Below are 16,465 nucleotides of genomic sequence, written 5' to 3' on the forward strand. Positions count from 1 at the left end.
AGCGTCCGGTCAGGCCGTGAACACCAGGATGACGACGATCAGTGCGGCCAAGATGATGACGGCAACCATGCCTGTCATGGCGAGGGGAGCCCAAGCCACTACCTTGTCGCGGGTGCTGGCATCGGCGGGGCCGGTCGGTATCCGCGGCGGCCAGGAGAACATGTCCATGGGGCTGGGAACGTTCCGCAGTGGCGTGTTCTGTTGCACTGCAGGCAGTCCGGTGATCGTGGAGCCGGTCAGGCGATTGCGGCGGTGTGGGTCGGCGAGTTGTGTGGTGCGGTGAGCCCACGCCGGCACGGCGCCTTCGGACGAGTAGACGGGAGCGTCGATCAACTGCTCGATCGTGCCACCGCCCGTCGCGGCTGCAGCGAGCGCGTCGCGTGCCTGAGCCATCGTCGGCCGACGGGTGGGGTCCGGCTCGAGGAGCTGAAGGAGAACGTCGGTGAGCGGTCCGGACTTGGTGGGTCGGTAGATCTCGGCCTTGGCGACACGATGCAGTAGAGCGATGGCGTCCGAGTCGATGCCGAAGGGCGGTTGACCCTCGATCACCGTGTAGAGCGTCGACCCGAGTGAGAAGACGTCACTGGCCTCGGTGGGATCGTCGCCGCGGGCAACTTCGGGTGCAAAGTACGCGGGAGTGCCGGTGATGACCTCGTCCTGGGTGTCGGATACGTCGCTCTTTGCGCGGGCGATGCCGAAGTCACTGATCTTGACGGTGCCGAGAGACTTGCCTCGGTCGGCGATCAGGATGTTGCCGGGCTTGATGTCGCGGTGGACGATGCCGGCGGCGTGCGCCTCGGTGAGCGCCGCAGCGATCTGCGCGCCGATCTGCGCGACCTCCAGCGGTGGCAACGTGTCGGCCAGGTTCATCGCCTGGGCGAGGCTGCGGGCGGGGAAGTACTCCATGACCAACCACGGTTCACCGGACTCGATCGCGACGTCGTACATGGCGATGGAGTGGGGGTGGGTGAGCTTTGCGGCGTTCCTGCCTTCGCGCAATGTACGTTCACGGACCTCTTCGGCCGTTTCGGTGTCGAGGCCTTCCGTGCTTGTGACCTGTTTCACCGCGACGTCACGGCTGAGGAGGGTGTCGCGGGCCAGCCAGACGGCGCCCATGCCTCCGTCGCCGATCTTGGAGCGGAGTCGGTACCGCCCCGCCAGCAGGTATTCGGGCCCGATGCCCCTCCCGGTCTGCTCCTGAGCTGTCACATCTCAAGGTTAATGGATTGATGCCACTGTGACGCTCGAGGCTCCTGTGAACTGGGTTTTTTGCTCTGCTTGACGTGTCGGGGGTGACACGGTTTACTGAAAACAGTTCGAAAATATGTTCGAAATTGCTGTTCGTTGGATGCATGTCAGACCCGACTTCCCCGCGGTTTGCCGGCTGGTTATGGATTGCTGCCGAGTGAGTTTTTCCGGTGTTCCGGAGGATGGGGATGACCGAGGTGACCGAGTTGGTGGAGCTGTCGGCAGATGCGGCGGGGTTGTCCCGTCAGGATCGGCTGGCACAGCTCCGCCGACAGATCGCGTCCATTCCCTCTCGCGGCGATACGTCGTTTTCGGGACCGAGTGTTTCCGTGGCTGGTGTTTCCGGGACAAGTGCAGCAGCCTTCGAGAGTGTTGCCGACCGGGACATACCGGTCGTGAACCGCGCGCACAAGGCTGGTGTTCTCCCAGTGCCGGAAGGTATCGGGGCATTGCTACCGCAGGGCGGTTTGGTGCGCGGAACCGTGGTGTCCGTCGAGGGCGCTGCTTCCTTGCTCTTGGGATTGGTCGCGTCCGTGACGGCGTCCGGGGGGCATGTGGCAGTCATCGGGCAACCTCGACTGGGATTGCTGGCGGCGTACGAGATGGGTGCGCAACTGGAACGTCTGGCGCTCATTCCGGCGCCTGGGCCGGATCCGGTCGAGATCGCTGCTGTGCTGCTCGACGGTATGGATCTGGTGATTCTGGGATTGGCGGGTGCGTCGGTATCCCCGTCGCGTGCGCGAGCGGTGGTGGCGCGCGCCCGGAGCAAGGGCTCGACTCTTGTTGTCACCGAAGGTCACTGGGACGGGGCCGAAGTTCGGTTGGACGCTCGGGTTCATGGTTACGGTGGGTTCGGTCAGGGCCGTGAGTTGGGGCGTGGTCGGCTCAGTTCCCTGAGCCTCGCGGTTCGTGCTCGGGGGCGCTCGTTCCAGCCCCGGACCACGCGTCTGGACATCTGCAGTGCAGCCGGGCGGGTCGAGTGGGTACCTTCCCGGCCGGTCGAGGCCGTGTCGGAGCAGGTGGTGTCGGAGCAGGTGGTGTCGTCGCGGGTGGTGTCGTCGCGGGTGGTGTCACTGTGAGCAGAGTTCTGGCGTTGTGGTGCCCGGACTGGCCGGCGGTGGCAGCGGCAGCGCTTGCCGATCTTCCTGCCACGCATCCTGTCGCGGTCACCTCGGGTAATCGGGTGATCGCATGTTCGGCGACGGCCCGCGCGGAGGGAGTGCGACGAGGCCTGCGCCGACGCGAGTCGCAGGCCCGCTGCCCGGAACTGTATGTGGCGATGGCAGATCCGGAACGCGACGCCAGATTGTTCGAGCCGGTCGCCGCGGCCATCGATGCGGTGGCACCGGGCGTCGAGGTACTCCGTCCTGGTTTGTTGGTGCTCAGTGCGCGAGGTGTCAGTCGGTACTTCGGTTCGGAGGAAGCCGCGGCGGAACGATTGGTGGATCAGGCATCTGCTGCGGGCGTCGAGAGTCAGGTGGGTGTGGCGGATCAGCTGTCCACAGCGGTCATTGCCGCGCGCCGGGCAGCGCTGGTGCCGCCGGGGGAGGGGGCACGGTTTCTGGCGCCGCTACCCATGCCGGAGTTGGCGGCCGAGCCCAGTCTGTCTGCGCCGCATCGCGGGGAGTTGGTGGATCTGCTGCGCAGGCTCGGGATCAGAACCATCGGTGCTTTCGCGGATTTACCGGCAGTGGACGTCGCTTCGCGTTTCGGGGCCGATGCGGTGCTCGCGCATCGTGCGGCGCGCGGTGAACCCGAGCGGCCACCGTCGGCGCGGACGCTTCCGCCGGATCTGGAAGTGGAGCAGCATTACGATCCGTCGATCGAGCGGGTGGATGCCGCAGCGTTTGCCGGGCGCGCCTTGGCGAGTCTCCTGCACGACAAATTGTCGGCTGCCGCAGTGGCGTGCACCCGCCTGTCGATTTCGGCCAGCACGGGCAACGGTGAAAATCTTTCTCGGACTTGGCGTTGCGCCGAACCTCTGACACCGGAGGGAACGGCCGATCGAGTGCGATGGCAACTGGACGGCTGGCTCACCGGGCGCAGTGAGACCCGGCCGACCGCAGGCATAGCGGTGTTGCGTCTGGAACCGGTGGAGGTGGTCAGTGCCGGCGCTTTGCAGTTGGGGCTTTGGGGCGGTGTCGGCGACGAGGAGGAGCGGGCCAGGCGAGCATTGGTGCGCGTGCAAGGTCTTCTGGGCGGCGAATCGGTTCAGGTCGGTGTCCTGAGCGGTGGTCGAGGGCCCTCGGAGCGAATTACCCTGTTGCCCTTGGGTGACGAGCGGGTAGCTGCTCATGATCCGACAGCCCCGTGGCCTGGTCGTCTGCCGCAGCCGTCTCCGGGGTCGATCTTCGTCGACAATCCCAAGGTATGGCTGGAGGATGTGGCCGGCAACGCCGTGTACGTCACTGAGCGCGGTGTCTTCAGCTCGCAGCCGGGAAGGCTGAAGTGGGGGAGCAAGGAATGGGCAGTGCAGGGATGGGCCGGGCCCTGGCCGGTGGACGAGCGATGGTGGGACGCAGCCTCGGCGCGCACGGCCGCGCGGGCTCAGGTGCTGTTGGAAGAATCGCGGGCGTTGCTGATGATCTGTGAAGGCGGTGGATGGTCGGTGGAGGGCGTGTACGAATGAGCTCGTAGGTACAGCCAGCTGTACCGGACATGGTCGAGTCGACTGTACGAACAGTAGGGGCGCTGGCGCCATCGCACCGACGCCATCGGGCGCCTAGCGTTGATGACATTCAAAAACTCACTGTTGCAATGATTCTCGTCGTTGCAACTCTTCGCGAGGAGTGTCATGAAAACGGCGGGTCGAGCTGACGTTTCCGGAACCGATCGACTTCACTACGAGCCGATGGAGCTACGCGACGCACAACTTCTGGCGTACGACGAGACCGGTGAAGGCCGGATCGTGGAGGTGTTCGGCGATGTCGCCACCGCCGAGCACATCATGATCTTCGTGCCGGGCAACGACAACGGACTGGGAAACTACTTCGACGAGAACCGTCCGACAGGACCACGCGCGAGCGGATGGACACTGGGAAGGATGCTCCGGTCGCTCGGGCCGAGCGACCGCGTCGCGGTGATCGTGTGGGTCGGTTATCGGACGCCGTGGGGATTTCTCGAGTCGTTCTCCCGGACACTTGCAGAACTTGGTGCGATAGATCTGGCGCGGTTGACTCGTATCCTGCCGCGATCGGCGCATGTGACGCTCGTCGGACACAGCTACGGGGCCGTGGTGTGCGGACTCGCTCTCCCGTCGGCGCGAGTGGACGATTGCGTGGTGCTGGGTAGTCCGGGGATGGGGACCAGTTCGCGCGAAGACCTGTGCTTTGCCGGAAATCTCTGGGCTGCGCTTGGTCCGTCGGACTGGATCCGCTACTTCCCACGCGTGAAGATCGGCCGCCTCGGGCACGGCCCGTCTCCAGTTCGGGCGCAGCACGGAGCCATTGTTTTCGGTACCGGTGCCGTTCGAGGGCATTGCGGCTACTTCGCCGATGCAAGCGAGTCGCTGCGAAACATCGCGAGGATCGGACTCGGTCGCTACGACGAGGTCACGCGAGCAGGGGAGTTGCCGCCTCGGCTGACCGCGTCAGCAATCCGCGAGGACGGGTCTATCCTGGGAACTCGTGAGTGTCGCTAACGTACGAAGTGCCGGCGGGGTCCAGATCAGCTACCGCGATTCCGGCTCGCATCCCAGTGTGGCCGATCTGCCTCCGGTAGTCCTCGTGCACGGGATGGGCGGCGACAGCGGTACCTGGGACAAGTTCGCGCGGACCTTGCGATCACGCAACCGGCGAGTTGTCTCGGTCGACCTTCGCGGCCACGGCCGGAGCGCTCGTGCGTCGTCGTATCTGTTCGAGGAGTTCGCGGACGACGTCATGGACGTGTGTGATCATCTCGAACTCGAGCAGGTGGATCTGGTCGGCCACTCGCTCGGCGGGCACGCGGCGTCGTTGATCGCGCAGAAACGTCCCACTGCGGTGCGGAAGTTGGTCATCGAGGAAGCGCCGTTACCACTACGTGCGGGTGACCCGGAACAGGTGTTCGCGAGGAAATTGCCGAGTGTCCCAGAACTGTGGCACGCCACAACAAGTTTGGTGCGGCATCCGCGAGCCGCGTTGACGTTCGATCGCTCGATGACGCGGTCCGCGCTCGAGCAGTTCCGCCGACCGGATCCGCAGTGGTGGGATCGGTTGCCGCTCATCGAGGCTGACATGTTGTTCCTGCGTGGAGGTCTGGGCGGGATGGTGGATCCTGTTCGCCTCGACGCTGTTGCAGCCACCGTCGCACGCTGCGAATTGGTCTCTTTCCGTACCGGCCACAGTGTCCACCGCGACGGTCATCGCCAATTCGAATCCGTTGTGTTGCCGTTCATTTCCTGAAAGCGCAATACTCGATCGGTGATGCCACGAACCCATCCGAAACGTGTGTGGCACCGAATGTACTTCCATGCATACCAACGGCAACGACTGGTCCGCACACGAATACGTCGACGCGGTAGCACGGTCCGTTCACGGTGAGACCGTCCGATGGCCGCAGGGGCCGAGCATGGATGCGGTGATCGTCCTTCCCGTTCATGCCAGGCACCATCCGGGGAAGAACGCAGTTCTGCTCTGGAATCACGACTTCGGTTGGTCGTGGGGTGTCGAGGAGGCTGATGTGCGAAGGACGATTTCGATAGTCGACACCCTCGGTATCGGCCGGACACCGGATCCGCTGCGCTGTGCGGATCGGGTTATCGAACTGATCAGCGCACGGGCAGTTTGCTCGCGCATGTGTAGCGAAGAGTGATTCGGTCAACTCTGGGGCGACAACGCCTCCGAGAGGACGACGCCCGTGAACCCAGAGAACGTTCCAGCCCCGCATTGTCATTCATTGCCGCGCCGGACGTTCCTCGGTGGCGTCGGTGCCCTTGTCCTCGCGGGAGTGGCAGACGTCGCGGCCGGCGCGGTGAGCGCGGTGCCGGTACAAGCAGCACCCGCCGATCGGTTTCCGCAGAAACCCAACATCGTTGTCATCGTCACCGATCAGGAACGCCGGCCGATGTACTGGCCCCAAGGCTGGGCTGAACAGAATCTGCCCAACCGCAAGAGGATTGCCGATCACGGGCTGAGTTTCGACCAGGCAGTGTGCAACACCGCGATGTGCTCGCCCAGTCGCAGTACGTTCTTCACCGGCCTCTACCCCGCGCAGCACGGGGTCACCAGAACGCTCACCGAAGGTGGCACTGTCTCACCCACCGAGCCACAGTTGCAGGTCTCCGAACAGAACATGGCAAAGCTGCTGGCGTCGGCCGGCTACAACGTCCAGTACCGGGGGAAATGGCATCTGAGCAAAGGCGTCGAGGGTGGTGATCCGACAAGCGAGGACGTGGCAGGATTCGGCTTCGAGGGGTGGATTCCGCCGGACGCGGGCCAGGACACCAATCCGGATCATTTCGGTGGCGGGTGCGCAGACCATGATCGCCGTGTCGCCGAGGAAGCTGTCGAGTTTCTCTCCGGACCCGCAGTCGCATCCGGACAGCCTTGGGCGCTGATCGTCTCGTTCGTGAACCCGCACGATGTCCTCGCGTACCCCCAGACGTGGAACGCGATGAACGGCACGTGCGACAACTACGGATCGGACGCGCCGGGCGCCTTCGAGCAGGGTATCGACTTGCCGCCCACCTTCGACGAGATCCTGGCGCTCAATCACAAACCGACAGCCCAGGTTCAGTCGGAACTGCTGTTGGCAGCCGGGCTCGGGCCGCTGCTCGGACCCGATCAGGCGCGTAACTACATCAACTTCTACGCCTATATGCACAAGGTGGTCGACGAACACATCGGCAGCGTGCTCGACGCGATCGAAGCCACTCCACAGATGCTCGACGACACGGTGATCGTTCGGATGTCCGATCACGGGGAGATGGGGATGAGCCACGGAGGTTTGCGGCAGAAAGTGTTCAACGCCTACGAGGAAACACTGCGCGTTCCACTGGTCATCAGCAACCCCTTGCTGTTTCCCGAACCCGTTCGCACCGACGCCCTGGCGTCGTTGATCGACGTGATGCCCACTCTCGCCACACTCGCCCAAGCGCCTGCGCGTCAATCGTGGAACTTCCTGGGTACCGATCTGACACCGGTCATCGTCGACGCTGCCGCTTATCCGCAAAGTCCCAGCGCGCAGGTTCAGGACACGATTCTGTTCACCTACGACGATCAGAACTGTGCGACGCCCGACGGTCAGAACATCGTCACGCAGCCCAACCACATTCGGTGCATACGCGAGAGTCGCTGGAAGTACACGATGTACTTCGATCCTGCGGGAGTTGCTGCGCCGCAATACGAACTGTACGACTTACAAGCCGACCCCTTGGAACTGAACAATCTCGCCAATCCGCTCAACATCGGCTCGTATCGGCCGGATCTGGCAGCTCAGATGAACGCCAAGCTCTTCGCAGTGATGGAGACCAAGGGTGTTTCCCTGAAGGAATAGATCGAATTTCGTCAAAACTGATTCACGTTTCAGTTCTGCGGGCATGCTGGTGGGGCATCTGTCTTCGGTTCGGGAAGAAGGAATGTCATGACTGTCACCTCGCCGGGGCGAGAAGGTTTCAGTTCTCTTCGGTCGGGAGGGTTGAACTGGGATTCGTTCCCACTCCGATTGTTCACCAAGGGAAATGCCAAATTCTGGAACCCAACCGACCTCGATTTTTCGCAGGATGCCCGTGACTGGCAGGAGCTGACCAGCGAACAACAGCGCAGCGCCACCTTCCTGTGTGCGCAGTTCATCGCCGGTGAAGAAGCCGTCACCGAAGACATTCAACCGTTCATGAAAGCAATGTCGACCGAGGGACGATTCGGCGACGAGATGTACTTGACGCAGTTCTGTTTCGAGGAAGCCAAGCACACCCAGGTGTTTCGGCTGTGGATGGACGAAGTGGGATTGACCAGTGACCTGCATTCCTACGTCGCTGACAATCCGTACTACCGGCAACTGTTCTACGAGGAGCTGCCGTCGTCGCTACGCATTCTCGAGACAGACCCCAGCCCGGTCAACCAGGTGCGTGCCAGCGTCACGTACAACCACGTCATCGAGGGCAGTCTGGCGTTGACGGGTTACTACGCCTGGCAGAAAGTTTGTGCGACGCGCGGAATCCTCCCTGGCATGCAGCAATTGGTGCGAAAGATCGGTGACGACGAACGACGGCACATGGCTTGGGGAACGTTCACCTGCCGAAGGCACGTCGCCGCCGACGATCACAACTGGGACGTCGTTCAGCAGCGGATGGGTGAACTCATGCCCATGGCCCTCGGAATGATCAACTGGGTCAACGATCAATTCGAGGTGCAGCCGTTCGGTTTGGACAATCAGGAGTTCCTCGAGTATGCCGCAGACCGTGCGCAGCGCCGACTTTCGGCGATCGAGTCTGCACGCGGGCGCGACGTCGCCGAGATCGACCTCGACTATTCGCCGGAGACCCTCGAGGAAAAGTTCGGGGCAGAAGATGCCGCTGCGATGAGTGAGGCGGCCAAATGACTGCGAATTCTATTGGGGCCAAGCCGAGTTCTGGATGACCTCGACAAAATCGATGTGCCGAAATCCCGGCACGAAATGTTCGAGTACGTCAGCGTTCACCGTCCCGAACGTGCTTTCGGGACGGTGCTTGAAGCCGTCGGTGAAGGCCTTCAAGATCTGATTCTTGAAATCCGGACGGGGGTGGGCCGCGGTGACGGCGTCGATGTCGGCCCGGTCGAGTTCGCTGTATCCGATTCCGAGTACATCGGTCTCCACGCCCGCTGTCACCAAGGCGATTTCGGGCTCCAGCCGCGAGGGGACCTCGGGCGTCGTATGTAGAGCGATGCCTTCCCACACTTTGCGGATGTCGGTTTCGTCGACTTCGTAGCCGGTGAGGAATCGCCGCGCTTCGTCCGCGCTGTCCAATTCGAATCGCGCCGTACTGTCCCGGAATTTCTCGGTGAGCCCCAGGTCGTGAAACATGGCGCCGACGTAGAGCAGTTCGGGGTCGGCGTGCAGTCCCAAACGCGCGCCTTGCAGCGATCCGAAGAGGAAGACGCGTCGCGAGTGGTGAAACAGTAACTCGGACGACGTATCTCGGACGAGTTCGGTGGCGTCGGCAGCCATCTTCGAATCGGGGATTTTCACACCGGCAATGATCGTGTTCATCGGTACCTGCTCTGCTCGTCGCTGCTGCGAATTTCTCGGTCTGTCCCAGTGTCGGTCGAGCACGCACGCGGGCGCACCCTGATCTCGGCCATACTGTCCACAGATCAGGACGAAGGGGAGCGATCGTGACCGCAGTGCATCGAGTTGCCGTCCTGGTGTTCGACGGCGTCAAACTGCTCGACGTCGCAGGTCCGAGTGAGGTGTTCGCAGAGGCCAATCGCGGCGGAGCGAACTACGAGTTGGTGATCTGCTCGGTAGGTGGACACGATGTCGACTCGTCGACCGGCATGCGCATTCCGGTCGACTGTGACGTCGCAGATTCCGGTTCCTTCGACACGTTGCTGGTCATGGGCGGCGACGTGTTCCCGTCGATGCCGGTGAGTCCGGAATTGCGTGAGGCAGCGAGCGATCTGGCGAGACGTTCGGGTCGGGTTGCCTCGATCTGTACCGGGACATTCATCCTGGCGGCGAGTGGACTGCTCGACGGACGCCGCGCAACGACGCATTGGCAACACACGGCAACGCTGGCGCGCGCCTATCCGCAGATCACGGTAGTTCCCGACGCCATTTTCATCCAGGACGGCACGGTGTTCTCGTCTGCGGGTGTGACCGCCGGGATCGACCTCGCGCTCGCATTGCTCGAGCGAGATCATGGTGCAGAAATGGCCCGACGTGTCGCACAGCTTCTGGTGGTATTTCTCCAACGTCCAGGTGGGCAGTCACAGTTCTCGCCGTCGTTGAGCGGGCCGCGGCCCCGGGTGCCCGCGCTTCGCGCAGTGGTCGAGGCGGTGGCCGCCGATCCGGCGGGGGAGTACTCGGTCGACGAACTGGCTGCCCTGGCGCACCTGAGCCCACGGCATCTGACGAGGCTCTTTCGGGAAGAACTCGGTACGACGCCGGCCAAATACGTCGAGTTGATCCGTTTCGACTCCGCGAAAGCGCTCCTCGATGCCGGCCACTCGGTGACCGAAGCCGCGCAATTGGCGGGATTCGGCAGTTCGGAATCCCTACGACGAGCATTTTCGACGCATCTCGGAATCTCGCCGCAGGTGTACCGCCGTCGTTTTCAAGCTTTCGGCTGAGACTGACTTTCGTGCTTGCCTTGCGGCGGGCTCATGCCCTGCTTGTCGAGCCAGGCAAGGCTGTAGTCCGCGATCTCACGCCAGCCGTGGTCGATGGTCAGCGAGTGACCTCGATCGCCGAAGACCTTGTATTCGTTGATCGTCGGGGCCTTGGCGTACTTCTTGAACGAGCTGTCCGAACTGGCTTTCGGGACTGTGCGATCCTTGCCGCCGCCGATCATCAGGAGTGGCCCGCGGCGGGCGTTGAAATCTACTGCAGCGGGGCTGTGGGGCGCGAAGTTGGCGAGTGCTGCCTCGAACAACGGCCGACCAGGGGCGGGAATCGCATACTGCTCGAACAATGCGTCGGACTCGTCCTTGGACACGGCACTGGCGAAGGACTTGTGGAACGACTCTCTGTTGTGTGAGTACGCCTTCCGGTAGTTCCCGGGGTTGGACAGGACCGGGAAAACACTGCCCAGTTGAACGAGGGGAAGTTTCAACACCCCTTTGGGCTGAGCCGGGTCGATGGCAATTGCCGCGGTCGCCAGCTTCTGGCCCAGAAGTTTCTGCGCGATCAAACCTCCGAACGAATGCCCCACCACGATCGGTGGTTCGTCGAGATCGGCTATCACCTTGGCGTAGTGATCCGTCACGTCCTCGATGCCGTGTCCCGCGATGTCTTCCGGGTGTTCACGCGTCTCACCCACGGTCGACGCGTCCCCTGGCCATCCCGGCGCCATTGTGGAGTACCCCTGCGCGCTGAAAACCTGCGCCCAGGGGTCCCACGTGGTCGGGTGCATCCAAAGTCCGTGGATGAACAGAACAGTCGGGTTGGACTTGGGCGACATGCGCGCTCCCCGCTATCGGACCGATGATCGATACGGAATGCCCGCTTTTTACAACCTCATTCACATTTTCGGCGAGCTCTTCCGTCGGGCCGTTCCGTTCTGTTGTGCGAAGATGGCACGATCGTGGCATGGCACCAACTGGATCTGCGAAGGCGATGGCACTGTGGACCACCGCTTTTGTTGTCTCACAAGCGAATATTGCTCGCCTACTCGGGCCGGTGGCTCCCAAAGTATTGGAAGTGCAGACGGCGTTCTCCGCTCGCCGGTACGTCGAGATCTTGGACTCCATGGACGACGAGGCCACGGCACGATTTCGTAGTCACTACTACCCCGACTTCGTACATCCCGCGATCTACGCGATGGCTTTGCGGTCAGCGGGCACGAGGCTCGGGGAGCGGGTTCCCCTTTCCCCGGCAACTCGGCGCGCCCTTGCCGTAGTGCCGGTACTGTCGGCGGCCGGCGACTACGTCGAGAACGTGGTCGGACTCCATTTCCTCGATCATCGCGACAGGATCACCGACTCGAGGGTTCGCGCCGCTTCGACCGTCAGTATTGCCAAATGGGTGCTCGCACTCGGAACTCTCGGATATTTGTCGCAGGGTTTTGTCAGGGTATGGGTATCGCGAAAATGAGGAGCACTGATGGCAGTCGAACTCGGCACCGAATACTTCGCTGACGGAGCAGAGTTCCGTCGATGGCTGTCCGAGAACCACGAGGTGGTCCCCGGCCTTTGGCTGAAAATGGCCAAGAAGACCTCGTCGCACAGTTCGATCGACTACGACCAAGCGTTGGACGTTGCCCTGTGCTTCGGCTGGATCGACAGCCTCGCACGGCGAATCGACGACGATTTCTTCGTACAGAAGTTTTCGCGACGCACCGCGCGGAGTCCGTGGTCCAAACGCAACGTCGAGATAGTCGCCCGCCTCGACGCTGCGGGACTTCTCGAGCCTTCCGGCATCGCCGAGATCGAGAAGGCCAAGGCCGACGGTCGATGGGATCGCGCGTACGAGGGATCAGCCAAGGCCGAGGTCCCGAAAGACTTTCTCGATGCGCTCGCGGAAAACCCGAAGGCTCGTGAGTTCTACGCGACGCTCAATTCCACCAACCGATTCACCATCGCGTACCGACTGCAGGAGGCAAAGCGTCCGGAGACGCGAGCCAGGCGGATCGAGAAGTTCGTGAACCAGCTTGCGGAGGGCAAGAAGTTCTATTGAGCTGCCGTGTCACTGGGCCACAGGGACTTGCGAATCGACACCCAGCGAGGCTGACACAATGGGCCTCGTGATCGAAGCCGAAACCTGTTCCGCACTGTCTGCTGTCGATGAGCCGCTGGCAGGCAGCGCTGCCGTCGTGCGGGGCTGGGTATGCCTCGAATTCAATGCCGCGTGGGGTCGTGACGTGTTGGACGGTACGGCCTTGGGGGAGGACCTTGCCGCCGAGCTGAGCCGCCGAGCCGATGCAGCGAACGTGCGAATCATGTTCGTTCGGCGACCCGGGCGTACCGATCCGATGACTGATGGACACACCGTCCTGCTTGCGCGCTCCGATCCGAGCGACTCATGGTGTGAAAGGTTGCACATCGATTCGCCGATGGAATTACTCGACGTCGATTTCTTCTTGTTGGATGGGCCGCCACCAGGACTGGGCGAGCAAGTGACCGAGCCAGTCGTATTGGTTTGCGCACACGGCAAGCGCGACCAGTGCTGCGCTGTATTCGGCAGGCCGATCGCCGCAGCGCTGATGTCGTCCTTCGGACCCCAGGTGTGGGAGTGTTCGCATACCGGCGGGCACCGATTCGCGCCGTCGATGATCCTGTTGCCGAGCGGCAATACGTACGGCCGTCTGTCGGCAAGTGAGAGTGTCACGGCCGTGGAGGTGGCTTCCCGAGATCAGGTCCATTTGCCAGGCCTGCGTGGACGGAGTTGTTGGTCTCCTGCGGGGCAGGCTTCGGAAATTGCTGTGCGACAGCAAATAACCTGCGGAATCGACGACTTGGCTGTCATCGAGCAGGCGAGTGACGGGACATGCGTCGTCGCACATGTGGACGGCCGGCAATGGGCCGTGGAGACTGCAGTCTCCGAACTCGCGCCGCGTCCACCGAGTTGCGGCGCGGCGCCCAAGCCGGTCAGGCCGGTTGTCGTCACGTCGATTCGAGACCTGTGATTTCATCGTCGGTTTTCTACGATCAGTCTCGATGAACTCGGGTGTGGGTCATCGCTACTGCAACAGGAGCGCAATGACTGCGGGCGGTAATTGACGTTGTCCGAGGAGGTTTACGCGTTGGCATCCGTCGAGTTCGACTGCCATCCGCGTGCCGCCCGATCCGTCGGGACGAAGTACGTCGATCGAAGCGATGTGATGGGCGACGAGATCGCATGGGCCTGCAGGTGGCGCGGTGGATGCAACCTCCATCAGATCAGTACTCTGCTGGCGTGACAAGCGGATTCGGGACTCGGGCAGCGGCGGTTCGGTGGAATAGCGGCACACCAGTAGTCTGCCGACGTCGGAAATCGGTGTAGCCAAAGCTGTTTCCGTCAGTGGGCGCGCGTGAGTGTCTTCGTGTTCTGCCATGCGACTCATGTCAGCTTCAGTGGTCGTCGCGAACGGTTGTCCGATCGACTCCGCGCAGGTTCCGGCGTCATCGGAGGAGATGCCGTCGACCGGATGCTGCGCGCGGCTGATCTCATGTAGTTGGCGCAGGGCTGCGTGTGGTTTCTCTTGCAGTCCGCAGGGCGCGGTCGGCCAGGTAGGGCGTATGGCTGCTCCTGCTTCGTCTACCAGCCACAAACCGGCTGGCGGGACGAGACGGTACGCGCAGTCGGCCCGGACGTTGGCAGGAAATCGACGAGACTGTTCGCGGAATGCATCGTCCACCGCGTGGATGTCCCCCTCGAGGCGTATGGAGTCGATGGTCAACCCACCGTCGGACGTTTCTCCGCGTTCGCATCGAACAACGGCAACGGGGCTGAAATCAGGAGGCGGGTAACCACTTCCCTCGGGGCGAAGTGCGATGCTGCTGTCGCGTGCCTCGGGGGCTACGAGCGCGGCGGTGATATCAGGGGCGAGGCAGTCTGCCCGATCGACCGCCGTCGCGACCGGTGGAGTGAAAGATTCATAGTCTCGAACGCCGGTCCAAACCAACGCAACGGCGACGACACTGACGACGACGATAAAGACCCCAGCTGTGAATCGTCCACTCATACATCGACACTATGTGCTTTTGCGATGGATTGAGGCGAAGTCTCGACCATTGCGGGTGCGACGTAGCATCGCTGCTATGACAGTCGATTTGGTTGCGCCTGACGAGGCCTTGTGGGTGTCCTGGTTGGAGTCGCGTGACGAGTGGGGTGGACCGCAGGCGGATCAGCCCGGTTCGGCGTTGGGAGTTGCGCAACGTCTGGATCTGGACCTTGCATCACGCGATGGATTCGGGCAGTGGGTTCAGGAGTTGTTGGCGCAGCCCGAGGCGTTGCCGGGGCCCGACATTGTCCCGGCAACCAACTGGTGGATCGTGCGAGACGGCAGGTATCTCGGTGCTATCCAGTTGCGACACAGCTTGAATGAGTTCTTGGCGGATCTTGGTGGTCATATCGGCTACGGGATTCGGCCGTCGGAACGGCGGAAAGGGATAGCGTCGGCTGCTCTGCGGGAAGTGCTCACGTATGCCGGCGACCCGGTGGGGCTCAGTCGCGTCCTGATTACCTGCGACGAAACGAACGCGGGTTCGCGTAATGTTATCGAAGGGTGTGGGGGACTTCTCGATAGCGTGCGCCCAGCTGATCAGTTGTCGCGCAACCTCGGCCATTCGGGAGACACGCTTCGCTACTGGGCGGCCACGGGCCGGTCAAGCGCCAGTTGACCGTTTTTGACCGTCAACGGGAAGTCGCGGTCGCAGGGTAGGCGACACGGGACGCGATGCTTTCGCTGAGGTCGTGGATTTCTGCGGCGAGGACGTCTCGGCTCTTCGTGTCCGACTCGTGAACGAAGGTTGTCGATCCCAGTGTGGCACCGCAATATTCGATGATTCCGCGTTCGATCTGTGTCCGGAAGGCCTCGTACACGCCGTGTCGGTCGAAACTCTCGGCGTCGTCACCTGCGACTGGAATCAGGTGGACGGTGAGTCGGTCCAGTTTCTTCACGAATTCGCTTCCCGGGGTGAATTCGTACGCCCATCCGCTGACGAAGACTCGATCGATCCAACCTTTGAGTAGTGCGGGCATCGACCACCAGTACATCGGAAACACGAGAATCAGATCGTCTGCACGATCGATTCGCTCCTGCTCGGCTGCAACGTCGGCCGGGGGAGCCCCTTTGCCGCGGAACAGGTTCACATCGGCTTCGGCGAATCGGGGATCGAAATTCTCGGCATGTAGGTCCGCGAAGTCGACGTCGCCGCCCAGGTCGCGGATCGCGTCGGCGGTAGAACGGGCGACATGCTGGGTAAGTGACTGGGGATCGGGGTGGGAGACTACGACGAGTGTGGTCATGAGCGTCCTTCGGTAGATGGTGCGCTTATGTACTAAGAGTAGGTTACTATTGGTATATAGCGCAAGGAGGTGTCCGATGGCACGTACGAGACTGTCGCGAGCCGGCAGGTACGAACAACTCGTGGAGGTGTCGTGGGCGTTGGTGCGAGAGGAGGGTGCGGACGCGCTGACCCTTGGTCGGTTGGCTGAACGTGCCGTCGTTGCAAAGCCAGTTGTATACAGCCATTTCGCCTCTCGCGCCGCGTTGTTGGCAGCGCTCTTCAAGGAATTCGACGATCGTCAGACGGTGATGCTCGAGGAGTATCTCGATGCCGCGGATGAGTCTCTGAACGGACGCGCGAATGCCATCGCCGACTCCTACGTCGGATGTTCGCTGGCGCAGGGGCGTGAACTGACGGGTGTGCTTGCAGCGCTGGAGGGTTCGCCCGAGCTGGAGCGGGTCAAGCGTGAATCGGAACACGCCTATTCCGAACGATGTCGGGAGGTGCTGACTCCCTTTGGTGCGGGCGGAGGACTTGCGCAACCTTCGATGACCGCAATATTCGGTGCTGCAGAGGCACTCTCGCATGCGGCGGTAGCGGGAGCGCTCTCGCCCGACGATGCTCGAAGCGAACTTGCCGCACTGATAGTCGCGGTGGTCGGCCGGACCTGA

At 62.4% G+C, this 16,465-nt stretch carries 18 protein-coding genes; 13 read left to right on the top strand and 5 right to left on the bottom strand.

The genetic code is table 11. The annotated features are described in order from the left end of the window. Positions 1 to 9: 9 nt before the first annotated feature. Positions 10 to 1,209, bottom strand: a complete 1,200-nt coding sequence (locus ACN50D_RS00105; RefSeq protein ID WP_003940952.1) for a serine/threonine-protein kinase — start codon at positions 1,207 to 1,209, stop codon at positions 10 to 12. Between the two features lie 227 nt (positions 1,210 to 1,436). Here ACN50D_RS00105 and ACN50D_RS00110 point away from each other — a divergent pair, with 227 nt between their 5' ends. The 7 genes from ACN50D_RS00110 to ACN50D_RS00140 all read left to right on the top strand — a co-directional run bounded on the left by ACN50D_RS00110 (position 1,437) and on the right by ACN50D_RS00140 (position 8,766). Further along, positions 1,437 to 2,327: a hypothetical protein gene (locus ACN50D_RS00110; protein WP_081557619.1), complete on the top strand. Its 891-nt coding sequence runs from the start codon at positions 1,437 to 1,439 to the stop codon at positions 2,325 to 2,327. Beyond that, complete coding sequence (locus ACN50D_RS00115) at positions 2,324 to 3,877, top strand: DNA polymerase Y family protein (protein WP_003940966.1); 1,554 nt, start codon at positions 2,324 to 2,326, stop codon at positions 3,875 to 3,877. Before ACN50D_RS00110 ends, ACN50D_RS00115 begins: the two co-directional genes overlap by 4 nt. A gap of 165 nt (positions 3,878 to 4,042) precedes the next feature. Next, positions 4,043 to 4,888 carry an alpha/beta hydrolase gene (locus ACN50D_RS00120; protein WP_211920485.1) on the top strand — a complete coding sequence of 282 codons (846 nt, stop codon included), beginning with the start codon at positions 4,043 to 4,045 and terminating at the stop codon, positions 4,886 to 4,888. Beyond that, positions 4,875 to 5,630, top strand: coding sequence for an alpha/beta fold hydrolase (locus ACN50D_RS00125; RefSeq protein ID WP_030535116.1), 756 nt, complete (start codon positions 4,875 to 4,877; stop codon positions 5,628 to 5,630). Before ACN50D_RS00120 ends, ACN50D_RS00125 begins: the two co-directional genes overlap by 14 nt. A 67-nt stretch (positions 5,631 to 5,697) precedes the next feature. After that, positions 5,698 to 6,039, top strand: a complete 342-nt coding sequence (locus tag ACN50D_RS00130; protein ID WP_007727485.1) for a DUF6292 family protein — start codon at positions 5,698 to 5,700, stop codon at positions 6,037 to 6,039. A 45-nt stretch (positions 6,040 to 6,084) separates the two neighbouring features. Further along, positions 6,085 to 7,722 (top strand): sulfatase-like hydrolase/transferase, encoded by a 1,638-nt coding sequence (locus ACN50D_RS00135; RefSeq protein WP_211920483.1) that lies wholly within the window; start codon positions 6,085 to 6,087, stop codon positions 7,720 to 7,722. A gap of 87 nt (positions 7,723 to 7,809) precedes the next feature. After that, positions 7,810 to 8,766 carry a R2-like ligand-binding oxidase gene (locus ACN50D_RS00140; RefSeq protein WP_003940790.1) on the top strand — a complete coding sequence of 319 codons (957 nt, stop codon included), beginning with the start codon at positions 7,810 to 7,812 and terminating at the stop codon, positions 8,764 to 8,766. Between the two features lie 9 nt (positions 8,767 to 8,775). Here the strand turns inward: ACN50D_RS00140 and ACN50D_RS00145 are convergent, their stop codons facing one another. Then, on the bottom strand, positions 8,776 to 9,414 hold the full coding sequence (locus ACN50D_RS00145) for an HD domain-containing protein (protein WP_211920481.1): 639 nt from the start codon (positions 9,412 to 9,414) through the stop codon (positions 8,776 to 8,778). Positions 9,415 to 9,539: 125 nt separating this feature from the next. On the opposite strand from ACN50D_RS00145, the gene ACN50D_RS00150 reads away from it, so the two are divergent. Beyond that, entirely contained in the window at positions 9,540 to 10,496 is a 957-nt protein-coding gene (locus ACN50D_RS00150; protein WP_007727480.1) for a GlxA family transcriptional regulator, read from the top strand. On the opposite strand, the gene ACN50D_RS00155 is transcribed toward ACN50D_RS00150, so the two are convergent. Further along, positions 10,481 to 11,326 (bottom strand): alpha/beta hydrolase, encoded by an 846-nt coding sequence (locus ACN50D_RS00155; RefSeq protein ID WP_003940761.1) that lies wholly within the window; start codon positions 11,324 to 11,326, stop codon positions 10,481 to 10,483. The genes ACN50D_RS00150 and ACN50D_RS00155 overlap by 16 nt on opposite strands. A 128-nt stretch (positions 11,327 to 11,454) precedes the next feature. Between ACN50D_RS00155 and ACN50D_RS00160 the strand changes: the two genes are divergently transcribed. Genes ACN50D_RS00160 through ACN50D_RS00170 form a run of 3 tightly spaced genes read left to right on the top strand, consistent with a single transcriptional unit; the run spans position 11,455 to position 13,489 of the window. Beyond that, positions 11,455 to 11,958, top strand: a complete 504-nt coding sequence (locus ACN50D_RS00160; RefSeq protein WP_042449832.1) for a hypothetical protein — start codon at positions 11,455 to 11,457, stop codon at positions 11,956 to 11,958. A gap of 9 nt (positions 11,959 to 11,967) precedes the next feature. After that, positions 11,968 to 12,540 (top strand): YdeI/OmpD-associated family protein, encoded by a 573-nt coding sequence (locus ACN50D_RS00165; RefSeq protein ID WP_007727476.1) that lies wholly within the window; start codon positions 11,968 to 11,970, stop codon positions 12,538 to 12,540. 58 nt (positions 12,541 to 12,598) lie between these two features. Continuing rightward, entirely contained in the window at positions 12,599 to 13,489 is an 891-nt protein-coding gene (locus tag ACN50D_RS00170) for a sucrase ferredoxin (protein ID WP_007727473.1), read from the top strand. 54 nt (positions 13,490 to 13,543) lie between these two features. On the opposite strand, the gene ACN50D_RS00175 is transcribed toward ACN50D_RS00170, so the two are convergent. After that, a complete protein-coding gene (locus ACN50D_RS00175) occupies positions 13,544 to 14,527 on the bottom strand; it encodes a hypothetical protein (protein ID WP_007727471.1) in 984 nt (327 codons plus the stop codon). Positions 14,528 to 14,603: 76 nt separating this feature from the next. On the opposite strand from ACN50D_RS00175, the gene ACN50D_RS00180 reads away from it, so the two are divergent. After that, on the top strand, positions 14,604 to 15,185 hold the full coding sequence (locus ACN50D_RS00180) for a GNAT family N-acetyltransferase (protein WP_007727469.1): 582 nt from the start codon (positions 14,604 to 14,606) through the stop codon (positions 15,183 to 15,185). 13 nt (positions 15,186 to 15,198) lie between these two features. Here ACN50D_RS00180 and ACN50D_RS00185 read toward each other — a convergent pair whose 3' ends face one another. Continuing rightward, positions 15,199 to 15,813, bottom strand: a complete 615-nt coding sequence (locus ACN50D_RS00185) for an NAD(P)H-dependent oxidoreductase (RefSeq protein WP_007727467.1) — start codon at positions 15,811 to 15,813, stop codon at positions 15,199 to 15,201. 76 nt (positions 15,814 to 15,889) lie between these two features. Here ACN50D_RS00185 and ACN50D_RS00190 point away from each other — a divergent pair, with 76 nt between their 5' ends. After that, on the top strand, positions 15,890 to 16,465 hold the full coding sequence (locus tag ACN50D_RS00190; protein ID WP_007727466.1) for a TetR/AcrR family transcriptional regulator: 576 nt from the start codon (positions 15,890 to 15,892) through the stop codon (positions 16,463 to 16,465).

It is taken from the genome of Rhodococcus sp. SB1D (assembly GCF_048573875.1).
Classification (GTDB): domain Bacteria; phylum Actinomycetota; class Actinomycetes; order Mycobacteriales; family Mycobacteriaceae; genus Rhodococcus_F; species Rhodococcus_F qingshengii.